Raw genomic sequence first — 22,008 nt, forward strand, 5'->3', positions numbered from 1 at the left:
CTTTTACTAACTATTTTTTTTTAAACACGTTCCACGTGGAACACAAAAAAAAACTTAAATTATAATTTAAAATTTTAAAAAAAAACTTAACGTTCCACGTGGAACGTAATGCTTTTTTATATAATTTTGATAGGTTTAAATCTACTGTTCCACGTGAAACATGGCTATTTTTTCATCTTCTTTGCTACGCATTAAAGCTTCGTCTACTTCAGATTTGTCTTTATAGCCACAGTAATGTAGAATACCGTGAACCAATACGCGCTTTAATTCGTCTTCAAAACTTGTGTTGTAATCCTTAGAGTTATCTAAAACTCTTTCTACAGAAACAAAAATATCACCGCTTATTTCGTTACCCATCGTATAATCGAAACTAATAATATCTGTAAGTGTGTCGTGATTAAGATACTCAAGGTTAATCTTGTGAAGATATTCATCATCACAAAAGATGTAATTGATTTCTCCCTCACTTTTGTTTTCTGAAACTATTACGGAACTCAGCCAAGTAGCTATCGCTTCTTCATTCTCAAGAGCGAATTCCAATTCGTAATTAAAATTGATCATTTGTTGTTAAAATAAATTTGAACTTTTTGATTAAAATTCGAGCGCAAAGGTAGCGATTGTCTATTTAATATCTCTATGCTATTCAAATAATCTGAAAGTGCCTTTGGTAAAGGACTAGCCTGATTACTATAATTCTTGGTATTGGTTTCTGACTGACATTTTGGATCCTCACCCTGCAAACGAATAGCTGTGTCCAATTTCAAAAGCTCTTGCTTGATACTATTTGTTCTTTGCAGGGATTCATTAGTAAAACCTTTGTTTAATAATTGCTTCTCCAATTGCTTCATTTGTTCCAAAGCATTCTGACCGCTGTTGCCAATTCCTTTCTTATTCAATTCTTCCTGCAATGCTTCGCGAAGCTGTTTTTGCTCTTTGTAAATATCCATAGTCGCTTTTGCATCTCCTTCTCCATCGCCGTCTGAATCGCCATTATCTCCCTGACCTTTCCCTGATTGAGAACCTTTATTTTTGCTTTCTCCAGGTTTATTTCCTTCACCTTGTTTGTTACCAGGTTTCATACCCTGCTTCATCTTTTCACTCAATTCTCCCTGCTTTTTAATGATATCAGGCAACTGCATTCCTGAACCTTGCCCTGGTTTTGGTTTCCCTCCACTGCTGCCGGACATCTGCATTTGCATACTATTCAATGAATCGCTTAACAAATCTGCTAATTTATTAGCCGATGAAATCGCATATTGCTGTTGGGCAAAACCCCTTTGCAATTGTGAATCGGATAAACTTTCGAGAGATTTATCAATATTGTATTGTACATTAGCAACTTCTTTTGTTACCTCTTCAGCGATTTTTGGCTGACGCAAAGACATAGCAAAAAGACTGTCATCAATGTGTTTGAACTGTGTTTTTAAGTTCTGCTGATTACGAATGTATTTACCAAAAGAAGGTGAACCAATCTTAGTAGCCTTGAACTGATTCATAACATCTTCCTGTGAAAATGAATAAGCCAAAAGGTTATCCAATATCTGACGCAACATTTTTACATCCTCTTCTATTTGGTCTTTACTGGATTCTTCCATCGCCTTATCCATTGCTTTGGACATTTCTTTCATCTTTTTAGAAGCACTTTTTTGATTTTGTTTTGCTTTTGATTTATTGTTGTTTTGCAAATCAGAACCAGCTTTATTAAGATCGTCCTTGATACTTTTTTCCTTATCCAGATCAGATGGAATATCTATTGGTGATTTTAAATCTTCATTATCTTTGTTCAATTGCTTCAATTCTTCCTGAATCTTTTCGAATTCATCTATCAGTTTCTTTTGCTCCTGAGCCGAATTCTCCTTTTCATTCTCTGATAATTTATCTTCCTTTTGAGATAATTTATCCAATTTATCAGCTAATTGTTCTGCCTTTTTTTCTACATAATAACGTTTGGTTAACTCAACCAATTGCGCTAAACTCTTATTTTGACTTTTACTGTTCTCCTTGAATTTCTCCAGCTTCTGAGTAAAATCTTCATCCTTGATTTTATTGTTCAGCTCGTTCAATTCGTCTAATAATTTTTTGTTTTTATCCAATTCCTTATCAGTATTCTCTAAACGTTTTTGAAGCAATTCCTTGGTATCATCCTGCTGTTTTGGATTGGATTTATCCAGATTGTTTTTCATCTTATTAGCAAACTCCTTCGTCAAATCATTCTGTTGTTGCTGTTGCTTAATGAAATCATTTATCTTTTGGCGGTCGTTAAAATCCAAACCTTCTTTTTCCTTGGAAGTCTGTTTCAATTTCTCCATCTGAGAAATCTGTTTATCCTGTTTGGATAAGGTTTTTTGCAGACTATTTATTGTATTATTTTGTTCCTGAAGCGTGTTGTTTTGCTTCTCTTCATCAGATAAAATTCGGTTTGAAAAGACAACAGAACGAGAACTTTTGAAATGATGAATGGCATCATTATCAAAAACTTCAAAATAAAAATCGTAATTCTTCCCTTTTTCAACATCAAGATTACTTGGAAAATTGAACACAAACTGATCAAAAGTGTCGTGCTTAACAGCTATGGTTCCACGTTTGCCAGTAGCAGGTTTACCAGATTCATAATAAACAATCTGTAATCGGGACAACCCATAATCATCGGCCAATTGACCAACAAAATAAGAACTTTCGACACCCAAACTATCAGGAGCTTTGGTAATATTGATCGTTGGGAACTGATCTTTTACAACATTCAGCTGATATGACAGTTTTTCGAAATTTTTTACTTGATTATTTGATGTAATTATTTGATATTCTGTATTTTGAACTATATTTTTAGCTAAATTAAAGCTGTTTTCACTTTTAGCGAATGGAATGGCCTGAGAATCATTTTTCCACGTTACATTCAGCGTAGCATTTGTATTCATTATCCAGGAAACCTGTGTTCCTTCGGGTATAATTCCGTTACCAGTTCCTTTAACAATTGTACTTTTCATATTCAAATACGTAGGATAAACAAACTTCATTTGAAAATTTGAAATGGTTGGAACAGCAATAACTTTCAATTCATAATCAGGGGAAACAATACTATTCGCTTCCAGATGAAACGAAACATTATCCATAGGTTTGGCAATTTTAAACTGAAATTCTCCTGTGCGAACCGTTTCCAAAAAGTAACTTTCATCACCAATGAAAATCATAACATTTTCAGGAACGATCTTTCCTTCTGATTTTACCTGAAGAACGAAATCCTTACCTTGCTCTGAAACCAAATCAGTATTTAAAATTGTAAACTTAAACGGAGCCGGTGGCGTAAATGCCGAATTAAAATGCACTACCCTATCCAAACTTTGAGAAATAATCTGGCTGTTTCCCGAAAGGAAAAAAAAGAACAAAAACAAAATTGGCAACACTGCCAGTGGCAAATATTTTTTGTTTACGCTAAAATCAATCGCTTTCCCAAAAGGAACTGGACGAAGTGAATTGGCCTTTTGCTCAATGGAAGCCAACAATAATTCAGAATTATAAACGCTAGTATCCGATTTTGATAACTGAAGATAGTTTATCAAAGTATCATTTACTTCAGAAAAATGATTTCCAATTATTAAAGAAGCTTGAGCATAATCAATCCCCTTCTGAAATTTAAACAATTTAAAAATTGGAAAAAGTATAAAACGCAACAGCAAAATAGCTTCAACAATAATGAAAATCCAAAAAAGGAATGTTCTTCCTTTTGGTTTTAACCAAAGGAAATACTCTATAAATAGCGTAAACAGAAAATAAATCAGTCCAAGTCCAATGAAAAAAAGGACACCGCGGATCAATTCATTGGCATAATACTTCTTTATAAAATCTTCTAGTTTTTGATGTATCGAATAGGACTTTTCCAAAATATCGGTATTAATTTAATAACCAATAAAAGTACTAATTATAATGTTTCCAAAAAGGTAAATAAAACATAATATTAAAGCATTGAAGAAACACGAATTACACCGATAAAACGACAATTTGAAATTGTATATTTGCAAAAAAATTACAAGAATGTCAAGACCAGTACGTGTGCGGTTTGCACCAAGCCCAACGGGGCCATTACACATAGGCGGAGTTCGTACCGCTTTATTCAATTATTTGTTTGCAAAAAAAAATGGAGGAACTTTTTATCTTAGGATAGAAGATACAGACCAAAATAGATTTGTTCCAGGTGCCGAAGAATATATAATAGAAGCCTTGGAATGGTTAGGAATCGCTCCGGAAGAAACTGTTGGAAAAAACGAAAAATTTGGACCTTACAGACAAAGCGAAAGAAAACACCTTTACAAACAATATGCCGATCAATTGATTGAATCGAGAAATGCCTACTATGCTTTTGATACTGCAGAAGCATTGGACGCACACAGAAAACAGCACGAAGCTGAAGGAAAAACATTTATTTACAATCATCATAATCGTGAAAAATTAGATACTTCATTGGTAATATCAAAAGACGAAACTGCCAAAAGAATCGCAAATAACGAAGATTATGTTATCCGTTTCAAGACTCCACAGAATGAAACTTTGCATTTGCAGGACATCATTCGCGGTGAAGTAAAATTTGAAACTGGCCTTTTGGATGATAAAGTATTATTTAAAAGTGATGGTATGCCTACTTATCATTTGGCTAATATTGTTGATGACCATTTAATGGAAACCTCACACGTAATCCGTGGTGAAGAATGGTTGCCTTCAATGCCTCTACACGTAATGCTCTACCGCGCTTTTGGCTGGGAAGCACCAGAATTTGCACATTTGCCATTGATTTTAAAACCAATTGGAAATGGCAAATTATCTAAAAGAGATGGTGATAAAATGGGATTCCCAGTGTTTCCTTTGGAATGGAAAACTGCTGAAGGCGTTTCATCAGGCTACAGAGAAAAAGGATTTTTCCCTGAAACAGTTGTTAACTTTTTATCATTGTTAGGATGGAATGACGGAACTGATAAGGAACTTTTTTCATTGAAAGAATTAACCCAAGCTTTTGATTTAAAAAGAGTTCATAAAGCCGGTGCTAAGTTTGACCCAGAGAAAAACAAATGGTTCAATCACCAATATTTAATGCAGAAAGAAGATTCAGTTTTGGCGGAAGAATATTCCAAAATCATTGAATTAAAACATTTAAACAGACATTATTCATTGAACGAAATGACCAAAATTGTTTCGCTGATTAAAGACAGAGCTGATTTTATTTCTGATTTTTGGGAAATGAGTGATTTCTTTTTTATTGCACCAACGGCTTATGATGAGAAAGCAAGCAAAAACTGGAAAGCTGAAACGCCAGCGTTGATGCAGGAATTAATTTCGGTACTTGAAGAAATAACAGATTTTACTTCTCTAAATATTGAAACAATTGTAAAAGACTGGATGACTAAAAACGAAATTGGAATGGGTAAAGTAATGCAGCCTTTCCGATTAAGTTTAGTTGGAGCACTAAAAGGTCCTCACCTATTTGACATAGTCGAAGTCATTGGAAAAGAGGAAACTGTTTCACGAATACAGAAAGCGATTTCAAGAATATAAAACTAAAAAGCTCCCATTGATTTGGGAGCTTTTTTTTATTTTCGATTGATAAAATAACTTATCAGATAAGGAACTATCGTCTGTAAAATAGATCTAAAGGGATTTGGAAAACTCTCTTTATAAGGAGCTAAAAACCCAGCAATTATATTTTCGGGAGTTACAGAATCTTTAGTTTTTTGAATACTTAAAATTAATTTCTGGTAGCTGATCTGTTTTTCTAATTTCAGAATTTCTAAATCACGATCAATAGATGCGTAGGATGAATATTTTTTGTTTTCCATAAATTAATCATTAAAAAATATTTCTGAAAATTTCTCTAAAATTGGTCCTTCAATTATTTTTTCCTTAACCAAAAATAAAAGTATTGTTGAAATCAAATACATTCCTCCAACAGAAAGAAACCCAATTGTATAACTTCCAAAATAATTGCTTAAAGCAAAAGCAACTGCAATGGAACTGAACAATAATACCATACTAAAGCACAATAAAATCAAAACAAATTTCAAAATCATGGTTGTTGATTTCATTGCAACCTTGAAACCCCATAATTTATAATAGGAAACAGATTTTTCGAAATAAGCCTGAGCTTGATTTTGAATATCCTCTGAATTTTCTTTTATTTTATCAAATGCCATAGACTAAGTTTTATGACTGAAATTTAGCATTTTTTTCTTTAAGTTCCGCTAGTTTGTTTTCCAAATAAGAAACTACATCTTCAGTCTTATCACTTAAATTATTGACGATACTTTCATAATGGCGATCAATTTCATTTTTACCTAATACACCATTGCCCATCAGCTTTTCAGAAACCTCATGTAATCTATCAGTAAGATTGTTTTTTACATCATCAAAACCATCTTTTATTTTTTCTCTTGTTTTGGAACCTTTATCCGGCGCAAACAAAATTCCAAGTCCGGCACCAATTGTTACACCAACCAAAACAGCTACTATTGTATTTCCAGTATTATTTGACATGCTTATAAAATTTAAAAGTTACTATATACTAAATTTACGACTTTATGAACAAACTTGTGTTAACAAGCCGTTAAACTGCTAAATATTGAGTAAAAAACTAAAATAAAGCCCGTATATCAATGAAAAAAAAATATCGGAGTATGGATATAGAAAATATAAATAAATACATTAAAAACGATTTATGAATGTCAATTTTTATAAGTAAAATAAATTAAAATTATTTTTAAAATAGATTTAATAAATAATAAATACATTTTATCAATTTTATTAAAAACATAGTTTATTATAATCCTAAAAAAGCATCAAAAAAAAGAAAATCTGTAATTTTGATCAAAAATTAAAATAAGGACTTTTAATAAACGAAAAACAAAAAAACATAAATTGGTATAAACAAAATTTTAAAAACTCTTAAAATCAATTTATGAAAGTCATTTTTAATAAATAAAAATTATTAAAAATTAAAAAATAATCATAATACTATATAATAAAAAAGCGCTTTATAAAAAGCGCTTTTAATAGATAAAATTTATATTTTTTATTTTAACAGAAATTTTTCAATAAATTCAGTTTCACGTTCTGTTGTACTTTTTGAAGGATTAGATTGTAGTTTCAAAACTTCCTCTCTAAATGAATTTACAAAATCTGAATCGTAATCCAAATTGCTTAAATTTAAAATTGCTCTGAAACGAACAAAAGTAGATTCACTTCGAAGAGACATTAAATACAATTTAGACAAATCCTCTTTGTCATAATCCGAAGGTTTCAAATTGGCATATTTCAAAATGAAATTGGCAAACAATAAAGAACTTTTATTATTGTTAATATTCTTTCTGAAAGAGTTTTGCAATAAACTGTAATTAGAAATTCCTGACAGCGTCTCCCCTATTGCTTTTCTGATTGCAATACGTTCTTCTCTTGTAGCAACTTTAAAATATTTATTGATTTCTTTTAGCGAATTATTAATGCTGTTTTCATCCTTTTTACCTTTTTCTTCCCAAGCATCTTTAAGTCCAACTGTCTTATTAAACACTAATTTTGAATCAGTTGTATCTTTATCAACAACAAAATAACCCAAACGCTGAAATTGGAAATGATCACCAATTTTAGCTTCAGCTAAACTAGGTTCAACATATCCTTTTACAATTTCTAAAGAAGAGGTGTTCATAAAATCCAAGAAACTTTTCTCTTTGTGACTGTCTGGTGCTTCGTCAATAAACAAACGATCATACAAACGAACTTCAGCCTCAACAGCATGAACAATAGAAACCCAATGAAGAGTTCCGGCAACTTTACGCTTGCTGGCTTCGCTTCCGCTTCCGCTCAAAGAATCAGTATCATAAGTCACTTGAATTTCGGTAATTACACCGTTTGTATCTTTCGTAACACTTTCTCCTTTAATAATATAACCGTTTTTTAGACGCACTTCATTTCCGATACTTAAACGGAAAAATTTAGCTGCAGCCACTTCCAGGAAGTCATCTCTTTCAATGTATAATTCACGAGAAAAAGGCACTTTTCTAAATCCTGCAGACTCATCTTCCTGATTATTTTCTGCATCAAGCAACTCTTCTTTTCCTTCCGGATAATTGGTAATAACCACTTTTACAGGATCTAAAACAGCCATAACTCTTGGAGCTGTTTTGTTTAAATCTTCACGCAGACAAAAGTCCAAAAGCGATACGTCAATGATATTTTCGCGCTTGGCAACACCTATAACCTCACAAAATTTACGAATAGCACTTGCAGTATAACCACGTCTTCTAAGTCCGGAAATAGTAGGCATTCTAGGATCATCCCATCCGCTTACGATGTTTTCCTGAACCAATTGCAGAAGCTTACGCTTACTCATTACAGTATAATTTAAATTCAGACGGGCAAACTCATATTGATGCGGACGCACTTGATTTTCATCATAAATCTGATCCAAGAACCAGTCGTATAATTCGCGATGCATTACAAATTCCAAAGTACAGATCGAATGCGAAATCTGCTCCACATAATCACTCTCACCATGTGCATAATCATACATTGGATAAATATTCCAATCATTTCCTGTACGGTGATGATGACGGTGTAATATTCTGTACATCAATGGATCACGCATCAGCATATTTGTAGAAGCCATATCAATTTTGGCTCTCAAAACATGACTTCCTTCGGGAAAATCACCATTTTTCATTCCTTCAAAAAGAGCCAGATTTTCTTCAATAGAACGGTTTCTGTAAGGCCCGTCAACTCCTGCTTGAGTCGGTGTTCCTTTCTGAATTGCCATATCTTCAGAAGACTGGCTGTCAACATAAGCTTTACCTTTTTTAATCATGGCAACAGCCCATTCATATAACTGCTGAAAATAATCTGAGGAATACACCTCTTCTGACCAGTTAAAGCCTAACCATTTTACATCTTCTTTGATTGAATCAACATATTCCTGCTCTTCTTTGGCTGGATTAGTATCATCAAAACGTAAGTTAACCGGTGCATTGTATTTTAATCCTAAACCAAAATTTAAACATATAGATTTGGCATGGCCAATGTGCAGATAACCATTAGGTTCTGGAGGAAAACGAAAGCGTAATTTATCTTGGGGAAAACCGTTTGTTAAACTATCTTCTATAATTTGTTCAATAAAATGAAGTGATTTCTCTTCTGATGCCATTTTTAAAAATTTTAGCAAAGATAAAAAATTGAGGACAGATAATGGGTAATAACAATATAGACTTTGAATTAAATTTATTAGTATTTTTGCATAAACACTGAAAGTTATGAGACAATTAACAGTAACAATTCCAGACGATTTTTATGAAACTTTTGTTAGTTTTTTCAAACATATTCCTGATGTTTCAATTAATGAAAATGTAAAGGATGAAGTTCCTTTATGGCAACAGGAAATGGTTTTGCAACGTATGAAGAATGCTAAGCCAGAGGATTATAGGAGTTGGGAAGAATCGAAAAAAAGGCGTGATGCTAAATGGAATAAGTAATGTATAAAATAATTATTCTTGTACGTGCCGATTTAGAAGTAGACGAAATTATTGATTATTACGAATTGGTTTCTAAAGGTTTGGGAATAAAGTTTAATAATGAATTCGATGATTATGTTGAAACCCTAAAAACTTTTCCTTTTTTTGAAGAAAAATATAATATTGTCCGCACTCTTCCATTAAAGAAATTTCCATACACTATTCATTTTACAGTAGATGAAAATGAAAAAATAGTTACAATTCACGCAATAACATCAGATTATCAAGATCCAAACACTACAAAATTAAAATTTTAAAAATGGGCATAATAAAATTAAAAAATATACGCACTTTCTCCTACCACGGCTGTTTAATAGAAGAAGGAAAAATAGGTTCAGATTACAGTGTTGACTTAGAAATAAGCACCAATTTAAAACAATCCTCAGAATCCGATAACTTGAAAGATACTGTAGATTATGTACATTTAAACAAGATTGTGGTAGAGGAAATGGCTATCCAATCTAATTTACTGGAGCATGTAGCCAAAAGAATTATCGATAGAGCGTTGGCTGAACTCGAAACGGTTTCAAGAATTAAAATAGCTGTTTCAAAAATAAATCCTCCTATTGGCGGTGATGTTGAAGCTGTTACAATTGAAATGGAAGAAGAGCGAAATTTTAAATTATATTAAAACTTATAAAAAAATAAAAAAGTTTACTTTATACTTTTAAACTTTAAAATTTTAAGTTACTTTTGCCATCCGTTAATGAATGGCGTCGTGGCCGAGCGGCTAGGCTGGGCTCTGCAAAAGCTCCTACTCCGGTTCGAATCCGGACGATGCCTCAAGAACCTCTAAAGCAATTTAGAGGTTTTTTTATGGTTAATTTTTAGAAAAAATTAAGTAAAGTTTATGTTCTAATCCAGACGATGCCAAAAGAAGAGAGATACATTTCTGTATCTATTTTTTAAACCATAATTTAAAAATTTTGAACCATTAAGATATTAGTTTCATTAAGTAGCTAGCTTAATTTTCTTAATATCTTAATGGTTCAAAAAAAAAGGAGCCTAAACAGTTCCTTTTTTATAATTTCTTTTAAACTACTTTTCTATCTTCTCAAAAGCTTTTTTAACCATTTGTTTTTCCTCAGGGAAACAGCCTTGAATGATTAATGCGAAACCAAAAATCATTAGTACAATACTAATTCCTCTTTTGATTTTATAGATATTCGTTGGTGTCATTTTGTGTTTTAATTGTTTTGCCAACGATATTTTAATACAATCTATTCCAAGATACGTAAGGATTACGGAGATAAAAAAGGTAAGCATTCTTGAGGTTTCCATTTCTAATTTTGGTCCTACAGAAATAATTACAGCCAGCCAAAAACCAAGAACGCCAATATTGATAATATTTAGAAAAAAACCTTTCAGAAAAAGTCCAACATAATTTTTTTTAATAATCTCGTTATCGATGGTTTTTGTGTTAACTCTTTTTTCTTTTTTTATTCCTAAAAACGAAATAAAACCATAAGCCATCATAATAAAACCTCCAAATATGAACAGCGAAGAGTTATCATTTAGACTTTGGATCAGTCTGTAACTTCCTAAATAAGCAATTGTTATAAAAAAAACATCTCCTAAAACAACACCTAAATCAAAAACTAAAGCGGCTCTGAATCCTTTAATTATACTGGTTTCAATCAGAATAAAAAAAACAGGGCCAATCATAAAACTTAATAATACTCCCCACGGAATACCTGTCAAAATATCGTTTATCATTAAAAAATGACTTTAAAAATTGGTTACAAATTTACAATTTCTGAACTATTGTTCCTCCCATAAAAGTTTCCTGTTTTATTTCTTTGGGCTTGCCATAAATAAAAATAGTACCTCCGGCTTTTATTTTTGCATCAACAAGAGAGCTGGCTCTTACATCGGCGCTTCCTCCTGCTGATAAACTGACAGTCGTTTGAGAAGTTTCTAAATCACCCGCTTCTAAAATACCTCCAGAATTAATCAAAACAGACTGAGTGACTGCTTTGCCTATAATTTTAATATTTCCGCCAGAATACGCTTTAATAGTTGCTTTTTCAACATCTAGCACTGCATTAATCTTTGCTCCTTCCTGTGTTCCCAAAGTAATAGAAGTCTGCTTGAAAATATCAGCACAAGTTACACTGCTTCCTTCATTGGCATCAATACTTTGGATTCTTTTGAAGTATAAAGTCACTTTTGCTTCGTCACCAGACATTATTTTAGTCAAAGGCATTCTTATTTTCAAAAGTCCATTTTTATTAACAATCTCAACTTTACTTTGGCTTGTTCCAGTAATTACCGCTTTATTTTCGGAAGAAGCCACTAAAGTAACACTCAGTTTATCAAACACTTTTACATCATCAAAATCCTTAAGTTCTATAGTCGTTTGTGCAAAAGAGAATTTTGCTAAAAACACAAAACTTATTAAAATTATCCTTTTCATGTTTTAAAAATTAATTGTTAGTATAAATTCTAAGTTACTAAACTACAAAGTTTTTAATCTTAGGAACTTAGCAGCTTTGAAACTTAGCAACTATTTAAAAAAAAACTTATTCGTTTCTTTTAATAAAATTGAAATCCAATTGTTTTTTAACCAAATCCGCGTTTTTGACTTTAACATAAATCTCATCACCTAATTGCAGTAATCTATTGGAATTAGCACCTACCAAAGCATACTGTTTTTCATCAAAAGTATAATAATCTTCTTTTATATCTCGGGTTCTCACCATTCCTTCGCATTTATTTTCGATGATTTCAACATAAATTCCCCATTCAGTAACACCCGAAATAACACCCAAAAACTCCTGATCCTGATGATTCTGCATGTATTTAACCTGCATGTATTTTATAGAATCTCTTTCGGCATTAGTAGCCAAACCTTCCATTGTTGATGAATGCAGACATTTGGTTTCATACTCTTCTTCATCTACCGATTTACCACCATCCAAATAAAACTGCAATAAACGATGAACCATAACATCAGGATAACGACGAATTGGCGAAGTGAAATGTGAATAATAATCAAATGCTAATCCGTAATGGCCAATATTATCCGTAGAATATTTGGCTTTGCTCATCGATCGAATAGCCAGAGTATCAATTAAATTCTGCTCTTTTTTGCCATTAACATCAACCATAAGCTGATTCAACGATTTTGAAATATCACCTTTATTTCTGAAATCAATTTTATAACCAAACTTAGCAATCACATTCTGCATTGCAATTAATTTGTCTTCATTGGGTTCATCATGAATTCTGTAAATGAACGTTTTCTTTTGTTTTCCAATGAATTCTGCCACTTTTCTATTGGCTAATAACATAAATTCTTCAATCAGATGATTGGCATCTTTTGAGACTTTGAAGTACACTCCTTCCGGTTCTCCTTCTTGATCTAAGTTGAATTTTACTTCTACTTTATCAAAAGAAATAGCTCCTTCATTCATTCTGTTTCTTCTGAAAATCTTAGCTAATTGATCCATTTTCAGTGTGGCTTCGACAATTTCATCCGAAACAACATAAGAACTTCCAGTAATCGAAATTTCAACAGGAATTGTATTGTCTTTATTTTCAATGATATATTGGGCTTCTTCGTAAGCAAAACGCTGGTCTGAAAAAATAACTGTTCTTCCAAACCATTGATTGACAACCTGACATTTTTCAGTAATTGCAAATATCGCCGAGAACGTATATTTCTCTTCCTGAGGACGCAATGAACAGGCAAAATTAGAAAGCACTTCAGGCAACATTGGCACTACCCTATCCACTAAATAAACGGATGTTGCTCTTTGATACGCTTCATCATCGAGTATGGTTCCTTCTTCCAGATAATGCGACACATCGGCAATGTGAATACCAATTTCGTAGTTACCATTTTCTAACTTTTTGAAAGACAAAGCATCATCAAAATCCTTAGCATCTTTTGGATCAATTGTAAAAGTCAGCGTATCGCGCATATCACGACGTTTTGCAATTTCACTTTCTGAAATCGAAGTATCAATTTTCTGTGCAAAGGTTTCCACTTCAATAGGAAACTCCGCAGGCAAACCATATTCAGCCAGAATAGCATGAATTTCGGTATCATGTTCTCCAGGTTTACCCAGAACTTTTATCACTTTTCCAAAAGGACTATCCGCTCTCGCCGGCCAATCTTCTATATGAACCAAAACAACATCTCCTTGTTCAGCCTCCCCTATTTTATCTTTTGGAATAAAAATATCCGTATACATTTTTGGATTCGCAGTCGAAACAAAAGAGAAATTCTTCTGAATATCAATCACTCCAACGAAATCAGTTTTGTATCTTTCGATAACTTCAATAACCTCACCTTCAGCTCTTCTACCACTTCTTTTGTTATAAACATACACTTTTACGGTATCTTTATCCAAGGCGTGATTCAGATTATTCGAAGGAATAAAAACATCTTCTTCAAATTCAGGACAAATGAAATAGGCACTTTTTCGGCCTGTCATATCAATTGTTCCTTCGTAATATTCTCTGCTGGTGGCTTTTATTAAATATTTGCCTGGTTCGGTTTCTATAATTTTCTTGGAAGAAGCCAAAATCTTCAGATCTTTTATAATCTGATTACGGCTTTGCGTATCATCCAATTCTAATTTCGAAGCTATTTGTTTGTAGTTAAAGGCTTTATTGGCACTTTGCGATAATATTTTTATAATTTTATCCGAGAAATCTTTATCTTTCTTAATCGGTTTTCTTAATCTTTTACCCATGTATCTTTTCTTAAATGCCTAAAATTACGAAATTGTATTCACTATTCCGTATTCCAAAAGAGTTTTAAACTAATAATAACTTCATTACATTTATAAAAAATTCTAAATGATAGGCTTTAAAACAATTGCTGTTTTCAATTATCAGCATGAAATTATGGTACTTAAACACATTTTGGATCAGGAGGAAATTCATTATTTTTTTGAAAACGAAAACATTATCTCCATTGATCCGCTGGCAAGCTTTGCCTTCGGAGGCATACAGCTCAAGGTACATCCAAACGATTTTGAACAGGTTCAGGAAATTCTCGACAATTTGAATCCAAAACTTTCCATCGTTTAGAAAACTTCACAATTCAACTTTTTTTTGGGCGTGACCCTCCCGAAAAGGTCGGGTCGGGCTGTCAGTTCCCGCTTCCCGATGAAAAATCGGGAGAGCACCACTTCCATCCCTCACGCAGATCCTGCAAAACAAGAACAGAAACAGTAAAAAAGAAACAACTTTTGAAGAAACAGAATATTTTTAAATTTTTTTCTTTCTTTTTAAATTTCAAAGTTGTCAACATATATTAAATACAACAAAAAGAAATTTTAAAATTTTAAAAAATATTTATGGTTATTATAGCTTGTTAATTGTTGCTATAAATTTTTAAAAAAATGCATTGAAATCAAGTTTTAGGTTTTTATCTTGAGTTATCAACAGTGTTATTTATATGTAAATTACTGTTTTTTAAGATATTTTTAAAAATAGTTAACAACTGTTAATATTTCAAAATTGCGATAAATTGTAAATAAGTGTTTTTTATTTTCTTGTTCAAAAACTAAAATTTAGTATTGATAACTTTTCCAAAAAATCCTCAAACTTTATTTGGTTTTTAAAAATAGGTTTTGGATTACATAATTTTTTTAAACAAACTAAAAAAACTTCTAAAATTCTTTTCAAAGTTATAAACATTTTGTGTTAATTTAAGGTTAACTGAATATCAAGTAGTTACGTTTTGGTATTAACATGATAAAAAATTAACATTATAATTACATTCTCTTTACTGGTTTACAGCTTCTTATAAATAAGGAAATATGTTAATAACCTTCAAATTTTCTTATAATCAGCAGATTATAGAAGATTATAAAGTTTGTCTTTTTTTGTATTTCTTAATGTGTTAGTAATAGAAAGTGAAAAGGATTTTTGTATGCTATCTTAAATAGAATGGCTAAATTTGTATTTTAAAAACTAATACAAAAAAAATGAAAATTTCAATAGGAAATGACCACGCCGGACCGGATTATAAAAAAGCAATTGTTCAATATTTAGAATCAAAAGGACATCAGGTTACTAATTATGGAACAGATACAGAAGCTTCTGTGGATTATCCGGATTTCGGGCATCCGGTTGCAAGTGACGTTGAAGAAGGAAAAGCAGATTTTGGAATCGTAATCTGCGGAAGCGGAAACGGAATTGCAATGACTGTTAATAAACATGCCGGAGTTCGTGCAGGTTTGTGCTGGACTAAGGAAATTGCTTATTTGACCCGTTTACATAATAACGCTAATATCGTGAGCATTCCAGCCCGTTATACTTCTATTCAGCAGGCAGTAGAGATTGTTGAAACTTTCTTGGAAACCGAATTTGAAGGAGGAAGACATCAAACCAGAGTTGATAAAATAAGCTGTTAAAATATTTTGGAACATCATCACCATCATAGCCACAGCCATCACCATCATGTAGAAGGTAAAAATCTGCTGTTTTCGATTGTATTGAATATTGTGATTACGGTAGCACAAGTTATTGGAGGAATTCTTTCGGGAAGTCTGGCTTTGCTGTCAGATGCCCTGCATAATTTTTCCGATGTACTTTCTTTAGTATTTAGTTATGTAGCCCATAAATTATCCCGAAAAAAAGCTTCCAACGATCAGACGTTTGGATATAAACGAGCCGAATTGATAGCCGCTTTTATCAATTCAATGACTTTGATAATAGTGGCTTTGTTTTTGGTTTATGGAGCTGTGGAAAGGTTTTTCAATCCACAGCATATAGAATCAGGATTGGTGATTTGGATGTCAATTATAGGTATTGTTGCCAATGGTTTGTCAGTAATAATGCTAAAAAATGATGCCGATAAAAATCTGAATATGAAATCGGCTTATCTGCATTTGTTTACTGATATGCTGGCTTCCATTGCAGTATTAATTGGCGGTCTGCTGATGAAATATTTCCAATGGTTTTGGATTGACAGTTTATTAACTTTGATAATTGCTATTTACCTGATAATTGTCGGTTTTGATCTGCTGAAAAAGTCAACACAAATGCTGATGCTTTTTACGCCAAGCCATCTTGATATTGATAGTATTATCAACGAAGTTCATAAAATTTCAGGAGTGCATAAACTGCACCATATTCATCTTTGGTATCTCAACGAAGAGGAATTACATCTCGAAGCACATCTCGACTGTTCCGAAGATATAAAAATGTCTGAGTTTAATGAGCTTTTGGACAAAGTTGAACACGTTCTGTTCGAAAAATTCCACATTAATCACATTAATATTCAGCCTGAATATAAAAAGGAGGAAGATTCCAAGGATTTCATCGTTCAGGATTAGGTTGTTTATTGAAAAAAAAAATCGCGGTGCTTCGCACCAATAATATTACAAAGCCTGGTCAAAAAACTGGGCTTTTTTTGTTTTCTACTGACTGAATTAATGTAAATTTAGTCATCGTATTGACTAAATTAATGTAAATTTAGTCATCGTATTGACCAAATTAACGTTTTTTAGTTATATTTGCATTATGATTTTTAAATAATTAGAAATGCCTGATCATTATAAAAGAGCCGTTTTAACTGAATTTACCCGCAAGTTACTGCCTAATAAAGTATTGATTTTGTTGGGCGCAAGGCGAGTGGGTAAAACAGCCTTAATCAAAAATTATCTCGAAACAATTCCTGCCGATTCTTATTTGCAATTGAATGGAGAAGATATAAAAGATGCCAATTTGTTAAAAGAACGTTCCGTAAGTAATTATAAACGGCTTTTAGCAAATGTGCCTTTGTTGGTCATTGACGAAGCGCAGCATATTCTTGATATTGGAATGATTTTGAAATTGATAGTCGATTCTATCGATGGTATAAAAGTAATCGCTACAGGATCGTCGGTTTTTGATTTGTCGAATAATTTGGGCGAACCTTTGGTAGGTAGAAAAAACACGATGTATCTTTTTCCACTGGCACAGATAGAGTTTTCAGAGAAAGAAAATTATAAGAAAACCATCGAAAATCTAGAGCAAAGATTACTTTTTGGAAGCTATCCAGAACTCGAACAATATGAAGATTGGGCAAGTAAAGAGGAGTATATCAACGAAATTATAAACTCCTATCTGCTAAAAGATATTTTGATTTTTGACGGTATCAAACATTCGAATAAAATTTATGATTTGTTGCGATTAATTGCTTTTCAAATCGGAAAAGAGGTTTCGCTACTCGAATTGGCTACACAATTGCAAATGTCAAAAAACACGGTGGCTAATTATTTGGATTTACTTTCTAAAGTTTTTGTTTTGTTTAAAGTAGAAGGATTTAGTCGCAATCTTCGTAAAGAAATAGTAAAATCGTCGCGATGGTATTTTTATGACAACGGCATTCGAAATGGCATTATAAACAACTTTAAAACCATTGAAAACCGCAATGATATTGGCGAACTTTGGGAAAATTATCTTGCATCCGAAAGAATAAAAAAACAGCAGTATCAAAAAATAAATACCAAAAATTATTTTTGGCGCACTTACGACCAACAAGAATTGGATTGGTTAGAAGAAAGAGGAGAAACACTCGCCGGATTTGAATTCAAATGGAACGAGAATAGAAAAGCAAAGATTCCTACAGCTTTCGCCAAAGCCTATCCTGAAGCGACTTTTGAAGTAATTAACAGGAGTAATTATTTGGATTTTATTCTCTAGTTAAATAAAACCAAGCAATCAAAATTTGAATAAAAACGATTCCAAAATATTTCCACAAATAGGATATTTTCGAAGTTTTATGTCTAAAAAACAGCATTCCTAATCCTGAACCAATTGTTCCTCCAAGTAAAACAAAAGTTAAAAGTGTTTTTTCGGAAATTCTTCTTTGGTGGTTTTGAGCTCGATTTTTGTCGTAGCCCATTAATAAAAAAACGATTATGTTTAAAATTAAGAAAGTGTAGAATAAAAATTGCATTGTAGTTCGAATTGGAAGTGAAAGATAGTATTTTAGCATTTATATTATAATTATTAATTTATATTAATAAAATGAAAGATTTAACTAATTCACAGATTAACAGAAATAATATATTAAATAACAATGTAGCTATTAAATAAATGTATAACCAATTAGGTTTTACGGGGATATATTTTGAAAATAAATATAGGTTTACACTGAATCAGGTTGCTAAATTTTATGAAGTCGATACAAGAACTATAGAACGTATTTTGCAGGATAATAATCAGGAGTTGCATAATTCAGGTTATGAAATTTTTAGAGGTGTTAAACTTAAAGATTTTAAAGACTTTATAAATCAACTGACCGACATCAATGTCGGTCAGTTGATGGAAGATAATGACAATGAATTGGTAGGAAAAAGAGCAACAGCTTTCGGATAAATTAGGATTTAATACCGAGATTCTAACGCCAACAACGCTTACAGATATCTATAATCAAACAGAAAATGATTATCTTGAAGAAAAGAGATCGATTGGGTTAAGGAATTAAAAAACTAAATATTTAGCTATAAACAAACAATATGAACTATTCAAACGAATTTGAAGAAGCGGTAGATTTTAGCAAAAAAAACAAGTTATTTCTAGGATATGGTAATCCTAACGGAAAAATTTTAATGATTGGAAAAGAACATTATTTTAATCATTCACTCAAAGAAGATTCTTCTGAATTTTATGAAGAAATATTAAAAGCTAGAGAATTAGAAAATCAAAATAATATTGCTTCTTGGGAAAGTAATTTAAAAAATAATTTTGAACCTGAATGGAACCCAAACCAAGAGTTTCATTGTGACAATAGTAATGCTTATACAGCTTGGTGGAATCAGAAAAACATACAACATAAAAACTATAATGGAGGTACAAGTAATACATACTTACATTATCAAAAATTATATCAAAATATATTTTTGAATAGACAAAAAGGAGACCGTATTAATTTCCAAAAAGAGTTTTTTAACACAGAATTAAATGATCTTCCTGCGAAAAAAGATTTTAATTTACTACTATTAAACAAATTGAAAAATGAGTTCATAGAAAAACGTAAAGAGTTATTTAACTTGCCATTTTTTAAAACTTTTCCAATTGTAATTGTAGCATCAGGGCATTATCCTAGCAAATATAATTTTGATATTGAAAAAATATTTGAAGTTACTTGGGATAAAAATACAATAGTAATTAGTAAATCTTGGTATAATTTACATTATAGTGAAGACAATAAAAGATTACTTATTCATACACGACAATTGAGTACATCAGTTTCAACAGATTTAATGGAGGCATTGAGTAAAGAAGTAAGTGTCTTTCTGTCAAAAAACGGATTTAAATTAACATAAAAACCTTTGTAAACTTTGCGAAAACTTCGCTTCTTTGCGGTTAGAAAAACAATAAAATGACCAACATACAATTCATCGCTAAGTCTGTTAACACAGCACCCATAAACATTCAAAACACCGTTCAATTATTACAGGAAGATTGCACGATTCCGTTTATTTCCCGTTACCGAAAAGATAAAACAGGGAATCTGGACGAAGTAGTGATAGAGCAAATTGCAAAATTGCAGAAAGATTACGAAACGATTGTAAAACGTAAAGAAGCAATTTTAAAAAGCATCGAAGAGCAAAATGCCTTGACGCCCGAATTGGAGAAAAAAATCCAGCAAAGTTTCGATTTACAGGAATTGGAGGATTTTTATCTGCCTTATAAAAAGAAAAAACGCACCAAGGCCGATGTTGCCAGAGAGAATGGATTAGAACCTTTGGCGAAGATTATTATGAATCAAGGGAAGGATGATGTTGATTTCTTGGCGACACAATATTTGAATGAAAATGTAATCAATGAAGAAGTGGCTTTACAAGGCGCTCGAGACATTATAGCAGAATGGATTAATGAAAATATTTACGTTAGAAAACAGCTGAGACGATTGTTTGAACGTAAATCAACCATCACCACAAAGGTGGTTAAGGCCAAAAAAGAGGAGGAAGGCGCACAGAAATTCAATCAGTATTTTGATTGGTCAGAACCGTTGGCCAAAGCACCGTCCCATCGTTTATTGGCTATTTTGAGAGCCGAAAATGAAGGTTTCATCAAGTTTAAAGTCGATGTAGAATTGGATGATGCTTACGATATTATTGATGAATTAATCATAAAAGGTGAAAACAGCACGACGCCACATATTCAATTGGCAATTGAGGATAGTTATAAACGATTGCTGAATCCGGCGATTTCGAATGAAACATTGCAGGAAGCCAAAGCTAAGGCTGATGCCAATTCGATTCAGGTTTTTGCGAATAATTTGGGTCAATTGCTATTGGCACCGCCTTTGGGAGAAAAACGAATTTTGGCGATTGACCCAGGATTCCGTTCGGGTTGTAAAGTAGTTTGTTTGGACGAAAAAGGTGATTTGTTGTACAACGAAACCATTTATCCTCACGCACCGCAGAACGAAACGGCTATGGCGATGAAAAAGATAAAATCGATGGTCAATGCTTATAACATTGATGCAATTTCAATCGGAAACGGAACCGCTTCGAGGGAAACGGAATTCTTTATCAAAAAAATTGCTTTCGACAAGCCAGTACAAGTTTTTATTGTTTCGGAGGCAGGAGCTTCGGTGTATTCGGCTTCGAAAATAGCGAGAGAAGAATTTCCTAATTATGATGTAACCGTTCGAGGTTCGGTTTCTATCGGGCGAAGGCTTTCAGATCCATTGGCAGAATTGGTTAAAATCGACCCAAAAGCCATTGGAGTAGGGCAGTATCAACACGATGTGGATCAAACCAAACTTAAGGAAGAACTTGACAATACGGTGATTCGTTGCGTGAACTCTGTGGGGATAAACATCAATACGGCAAGTAAACATTTGTTGGGTTATGTGAGTGGAATAGGAGAGAAGCTGGCAGAAAATATAGTACAATATCGTTCGGAAAACGGTCCTTTTACTGATAGAAAGCAACTAAAAAAAGTGCCTCGATTAGGCGATAAAGCCTATCAGCAGGGAGTTGCTTTTATCCGAATTTCGAATGCAAAAAATCCGTTGGATAATTCGGCGGTACATCCCGAAGCTTATTCCATTGTTGAAAAAATGGCAAAGGATTTAAAACTTTCCGTAAATGATTTGATTGCCAATAAAGAAAAAACAGCTTTGATTAAAGCTGAAAATTACATCACACCAGAAATTGGTCTATTGACTTTAAAAGATATTATTAAAGAACTTGAAAAACCAGGGTTGGATCCAAGAAAATCTGCCAAAGTTTTCGAGTTCGACCCGAATGTAAAATCAATAAAAGACTTGAAAACCGGAATGATTTTACCAGGAATTGTCAACAATATTACCAATTTTGGATGCTTTGTAGATTTAGGAATCAAAGAAAGCGGATTGGTCCATATTTCCCAACTGAAAGCAGGATTTGTAAGCGATGTAAACGAAGTGGTGAAACTGCATCAGCATGTTGAGGTAAAAGTTACTGAGGTTGATGAGGATAGGAAGCGTATCCAGCTGACGATGGTTTTGTAAACGAAAATCTTCGTA

General features: G+C 32.5%; 21 protein-coding genes and 1 tRNA gene. 12 read left to right on the top strand and 10 right to left on the bottom strand.

Going from position 1 to position 22,008, the window contains the following annotated elements; translation table 11 throughout:
- Window positions 1–141: 141 nt before the first annotated feature.
- Both ybeY and IRZ80_RS15360 read right to left on the bottom strand, forming a co-directional pair.
- Window positions 142–561 (bottom strand): rRNA maturation RNase YbeY, encoded by a 420-nt coding sequence (gene ybeY / locus IRZ80_RS15355; RefSeq protein WP_194642462.1) that lies wholly within the window; start codon window positions 559–561, stop codon window positions 142–144.
- A complete protein-coding gene (locus tag IRZ80_RS15360) occupies window positions 558–3,878 on the bottom strand; it encodes a hypothetical protein (RefSeq protein ID WP_194642463.1) in 3,321 nt (1,106 codons plus the stop codon). The genes ybeY and IRZ80_RS15360 overlap by 4 nt, the downstream gene beginning before the upstream one ends.
- Window positions 3,879–4,029: 151 nt before the next feature.
- On the opposite strand from IRZ80_RS15360, the gene gltX reads away from it, so the two are divergent.
- A complete protein-coding gene (gltX, locus tag IRZ80_RS15365) occupies window positions 4,030–5,541 on the top strand; it encodes a glutamate--tRNA ligase (protein WP_194642464.1) in 1,512 nt (503 codons plus the stop codon).
- 35 nt (window positions 5,542–5,576) lie between these two features.
- Here gltX and IRZ80_RS15370 read toward each other — a convergent pair whose 3' ends face one another.
- From IRZ80_RS15370 to IRZ80_RS15385, 4 genes are all read right to left on the bottom strand, one after another.
- Window positions 5,577–5,822, bottom strand: a complete 246-nt coding sequence (locus IRZ80_RS15370; protein ID WP_194642465.1) for a DUF6327 family protein — start codon at window positions 5,820–5,822, stop codon at window positions 5,577–5,579.
- Between the two features lie 3 nt (window positions 5,823–5,825).
- Window positions 5,826–6,176 carry a competence protein gene (locus tag IRZ80_RS15375; protein WP_194642466.1) on the bottom strand — a complete coding sequence of 117 codons (351 nt, stop codon included), beginning with the start codon at window positions 6,174–6,176 and terminating at the stop codon, window positions 5,826–5,828.
- 10 nt (window positions 6,177–6,186) lie between these two features.
- Window positions 6,187–6,516: a YtxH domain-containing protein gene (locus tag IRZ80_RS15380; protein ID WP_194642467.1), complete on the bottom strand. Its 330-nt coding sequence runs from the start codon at window positions 6,514–6,516 to the stop codon at window positions 6,187–6,189.
- 535 nt (window positions 6,517–7,051) lie between these two features.
- Window positions 7,052–9,172 (bottom strand): glutamine--tRNA ligase/YqeY domain fusion protein, encoded by a 2,121-nt coding sequence (locus IRZ80_RS15385; protein ID WP_194642468.1) that lies wholly within the window; start codon window positions 9,170–9,172, stop codon window positions 7,052–7,054.
- A gap of 106 nt (window positions 9,173–9,278) precedes the next feature.
- Between IRZ80_RS15385 and IRZ80_RS15390 the strand changes: the two genes are divergently transcribed.
- The 4 genes from IRZ80_RS15390 (at window position 9,279) to IRZ80_RS15405 (ending at window position 10,319) form a co-directional block, all read left to right on the top strand.
- Window positions 9,279–9,497, top strand: a complete 219-nt coding sequence (locus IRZ80_RS15390; RefSeq protein ID WP_194642469.1) for a hypothetical protein — start codon at window positions 9,279–9,281, stop codon at window positions 9,495–9,497.
- Complete coding sequence (locus tag IRZ80_RS15395) at window positions 9,497–9,793, top strand: type II toxin-antitoxin system RelE/ParE family toxin (RefSeq protein ID WP_194642470.1); 297 nt, start codon at window positions 9,497–9,499, stop codon at window positions 9,791–9,793. The genes IRZ80_RS15390 and IRZ80_RS15395 overlap by 1 nt, the downstream gene beginning before the upstream one ends.
- A gap of 2 nt (window positions 9,794–9,795) precedes the next feature.
- Entirely contained in the window at window positions 9,796–10,167 is a 372-nt protein-coding gene (folB, locus tag IRZ80_RS15400; protein ID WP_194642471.1) for a dihydroneopterin aldolase, read from the top strand.
- A gap of 81 nt (window positions 10,168–10,248) precedes the next feature.
- A tRNA-Cys gene (locus IRZ80_RS15405) sits at window positions 10,249–10,319 on the top strand.
- A 255-nt stretch (window positions 10,320–10,574) separates the two neighbouring features.
- On the opposite strand, the gene IRZ80_RS15410 is transcribed toward IRZ80_RS15405, so the two are convergent.
- The 3 genes from IRZ80_RS15410 to rnr all read right to left on the bottom strand — a co-directional run bounded on the left by IRZ80_RS15410 (window position 10,575) and on the right by rnr (window position 14,239).
- Entirely contained in the window at window positions 10,575–11,252 is a 678-nt protein-coding gene (locus tag IRZ80_RS15410) for a LysE family translocator (protein WP_194642472.1), read from the bottom strand.
- A gap of 31 nt (window positions 11,253–11,283) precedes the next feature.
- Window positions 11,284–11,952 carry a head GIN domain-containing protein gene (locus tag IRZ80_RS15415; protein WP_194642473.1) on the bottom strand — a complete coding sequence of 223 codons (669 nt, stop codon included), beginning with the start codon at window positions 11,950–11,952 and terminating at the stop codon, window positions 11,284–11,286.
- A 106-nt stretch (window positions 11,953–12,058) separates the two neighbouring features.
- Window positions 12,059–14,239, bottom strand: coding sequence for a ribonuclease R (gene rnr / locus IRZ80_RS15420; protein WP_194642474.1), 2,181 nt, complete (start codon window positions 14,237–14,239; stop codon window positions 12,059–12,061).
- A 106-nt stretch (window positions 14,240–14,345) separates the two neighbouring features.
- Between rnr and IRZ80_RS15425 the strand changes: the two genes are divergently transcribed.
- The 4 genes from IRZ80_RS15425 to IRZ80_RS15440 all read left to right on the top strand — a co-directional run bounded on the left by IRZ80_RS15425 (window position 14,346) and on the right by IRZ80_RS15440 (window position 18,185).
- Window positions 14,346–14,579 (top strand): DUF2007 domain-containing protein, encoded by a 234-nt coding sequence (locus IRZ80_RS15425; protein WP_194642475.1) that lies wholly within the window; start codon window positions 14,346–14,348, stop codon window positions 14,577–14,579.
- Window positions 14,580–15,481: 902 nt separating this feature from the next.
- Entirely contained in the window at window positions 15,482–15,910 is a 429-nt protein-coding gene (gene rpiB, locus IRZ80_RS15430; RefSeq protein ID WP_194642476.1) for a ribose 5-phosphate isomerase B, read from the top strand.
- Between the two features lie 6 nt (window positions 15,911–15,916).
- Complete coding sequence (locus IRZ80_RS15435) at window positions 15,917–16,834, top strand: cation diffusion facilitator family transporter (protein ID WP_194642477.1); 918 nt, start codon at window positions 15,917–15,919, stop codon at window positions 16,832–16,834.
- Window positions 16,835–17,042: 208 nt separating this feature from the next.
- Window positions 17,043–18,185 carry an ATP-binding protein gene (locus tag IRZ80_RS15440; RefSeq protein ID WP_194642478.1) on the top strand — a complete coding sequence of 381 codons (1,143 nt, stop codon included), beginning with the start codon at window positions 17,043–17,045 and terminating at the stop codon, window positions 18,183–18,185.
- Here the strand turns inward: IRZ80_RS15440 and IRZ80_RS15445 are convergent.
- Entirely contained in the window at window positions 18,175–18,441 is a 267-nt protein-coding gene (locus tag IRZ80_RS15445) for a DUF1294 domain-containing protein (protein ID WP_194642479.1), read from the bottom strand. The two genes, IRZ80_RS15440 and IRZ80_RS15445, sit on opposite strands and share 11 nt — an antisense overlap.
- A 140-nt stretch (window positions 18,442–18,581) precedes the next feature.
- On the opposite strand from IRZ80_RS15445, the gene IRZ80_RS15450 reads away from it, so the two are divergent.
- The 3 genes from IRZ80_RS15450 (at window position 18,582) to IRZ80_RS15460 (ending at window position 21,993) form a co-directional block, all read left to right on the top strand.
- Entirely contained in the window at window positions 18,582–18,863 is a 282-nt protein-coding gene (locus tag IRZ80_RS15450; protein ID WP_194642480.1) for a hypothetical protein, read from the top strand.
- 140 nt (window positions 18,864–19,003) lie between these two features.
- A complete protein-coding gene (locus tag IRZ80_RS15455) occupies window positions 19,004–19,813 on the top strand; it encodes a hypothetical protein (protein WP_194642481.1) in 810 nt (269 codons plus the stop codon).
- A gap of 56 nt (window positions 19,814–19,869) precedes the next feature.
- A complete protein-coding gene (locus IRZ80_RS15460; protein WP_194642482.1) occupies window positions 19,870–21,993 on the top strand; it encodes a Tex family protein in 2,124 nt (707 codons plus the stop codon).
- Window positions 21,994–22,008: the final 15 nt, after the last annotated feature.

This window comes from Flavobacterium sp. HJJ, from assembly GCF_015351475.1.
GTDB lineage: Bacteria > Bacteroidota > Bacteroidia > Flavobacteriales > Flavobacteriaceae > Flavobacterium > Flavobacterium marginilacus.

What these genes read in the sequence shown, in the direction of transcription:
- ybeY (WP_194642462.1), bottom strand. Translation starts at nt 561, where the DNA reads ATGATCAATTTTAATTACGAATTGGAATTCGCTCTTGAGAATGAAGAA.
- gltX (WP_194642464.1), top strand. Translation starts at nt 4,030, where the DNA reads ATGTCAAGACCAGTACGTGTGCGGTTTGCACCAAGCCCAACGGGGCCA.
- IRZ80_RS15370 (WP_194642465.1), bottom strand. Translation starts at nt 5,822, where the DNA reads ATGGAAAACAAAAAATATTCATCCTACGCATCTATTGATCGTGATTTA.
- IRZ80_RS15375 (WP_194642466.1), bottom strand. Translation starts at nt 6,176, where the DNA reads ATGGCATTTGATAAAATAAAAGAAAATTCAGAGGATATTCAAAATCAA.
- IRZ80_RS15380 (WP_194642467.1), bottom strand. Translation starts at nt 6,516, where the DNA reads ATGTCAAATAATACTGGAAATACAATAGTAGCTGTTTTGGTTGGTGTA.
- IRZ80_RS15385 (WP_194642468.1), bottom strand. Translation starts at nt 9,172, where the DNA reads ATGGCATCAGAAGAGAAATCACTTCATTTTATTGAACAAATTATAGAA.
- IRZ80_RS15390 (WP_194642469.1), top strand. Translation starts at nt 9,279, where the DNA reads ATGAGACAATTAACAGTAACAATTCCAGACGATTTTTATGAAACTTTT.
- IRZ80_RS15395 (WP_194642470.1), top strand. Translation starts at nt 9,497, where the DNA reads ATGTATAAAATAATTATTCTTGTACGTGCCGATTTAGAAGTAGACGAA.
- folB (WP_194642471.1), top strand. Translation starts at nt 9,796, where the DNA reads ATGGGCATAATAAAATTAAAAAATATACGCACTTTCTCCTACCACGGC.
- IRZ80_RS15410 (WP_194642472.1), bottom strand. Translation starts at nt 11,252, where the DNA reads ATGATAAACGATATTTTGACAGGTATTCCGTGGGGAGTATTATTAAGT.
- IRZ80_RS15415 (WP_194642473.1), bottom strand. Translation starts at nt 11,952, where the DNA reads ATGAAAAGGATAATTTTAATAAGTTTTGTGTTTTTAGCAAAATTCTCT.
- rnr (WP_194642474.1), bottom strand. Translation starts at nt 14,239, where the DNA reads ATGGGTAAAAGATTAAGAAAACCGATTAAGAAAGATAAAGATTTCTCG.
- IRZ80_RS15425 (WP_194642475.1), top strand. Translation starts at nt 14,346, where the DNA reads ATGATAGGCTTTAAAACAATTGCTGTTTTCAATTATCAGCATGAAATT.
- rpiB (WP_194642476.1), top strand. Translation starts at nt 15,482, where the DNA reads ATGAAAATTTCAATAGGAAATGACCACGCCGGACCGGATTATAAAAAA.
- IRZ80_RS15440 (WP_194642478.1), top strand. Translation starts at nt 17,043, where the DNA reads ATGCCTGATCATTATAAAAGAGCCGTTTTAACTGAATTTACCCGCAAG.
- IRZ80_RS15445 (WP_194642479.1), bottom strand. Translation starts at nt 18,441, where the DNA reads ATGCAATTTTTATTCTACACTTTCTTAATTTTAAACATAATCGTTTTT.
- IRZ80_RS15450 (WP_194642480.1), top strand. Translation starts at nt 18,582, where the DNA reads ATGTATAACCAATTAGGTTTTACGGGGATATATTTTGAAAATAAATAT.
- IRZ80_RS15455 (WP_194642481.1), top strand. Translation starts at nt 19,004, where the DNA reads ATGAACTATTCAAACGAATTTGAAGAAGCGGTAGATTTTAGCAAAAAA.
- IRZ80_RS15460 (WP_194642482.1), top strand. Translation starts at nt 19,870, where the DNA reads ATGACCAACATACAATTCATCGCTAAGTCTGTTAACACAGCACCCATA.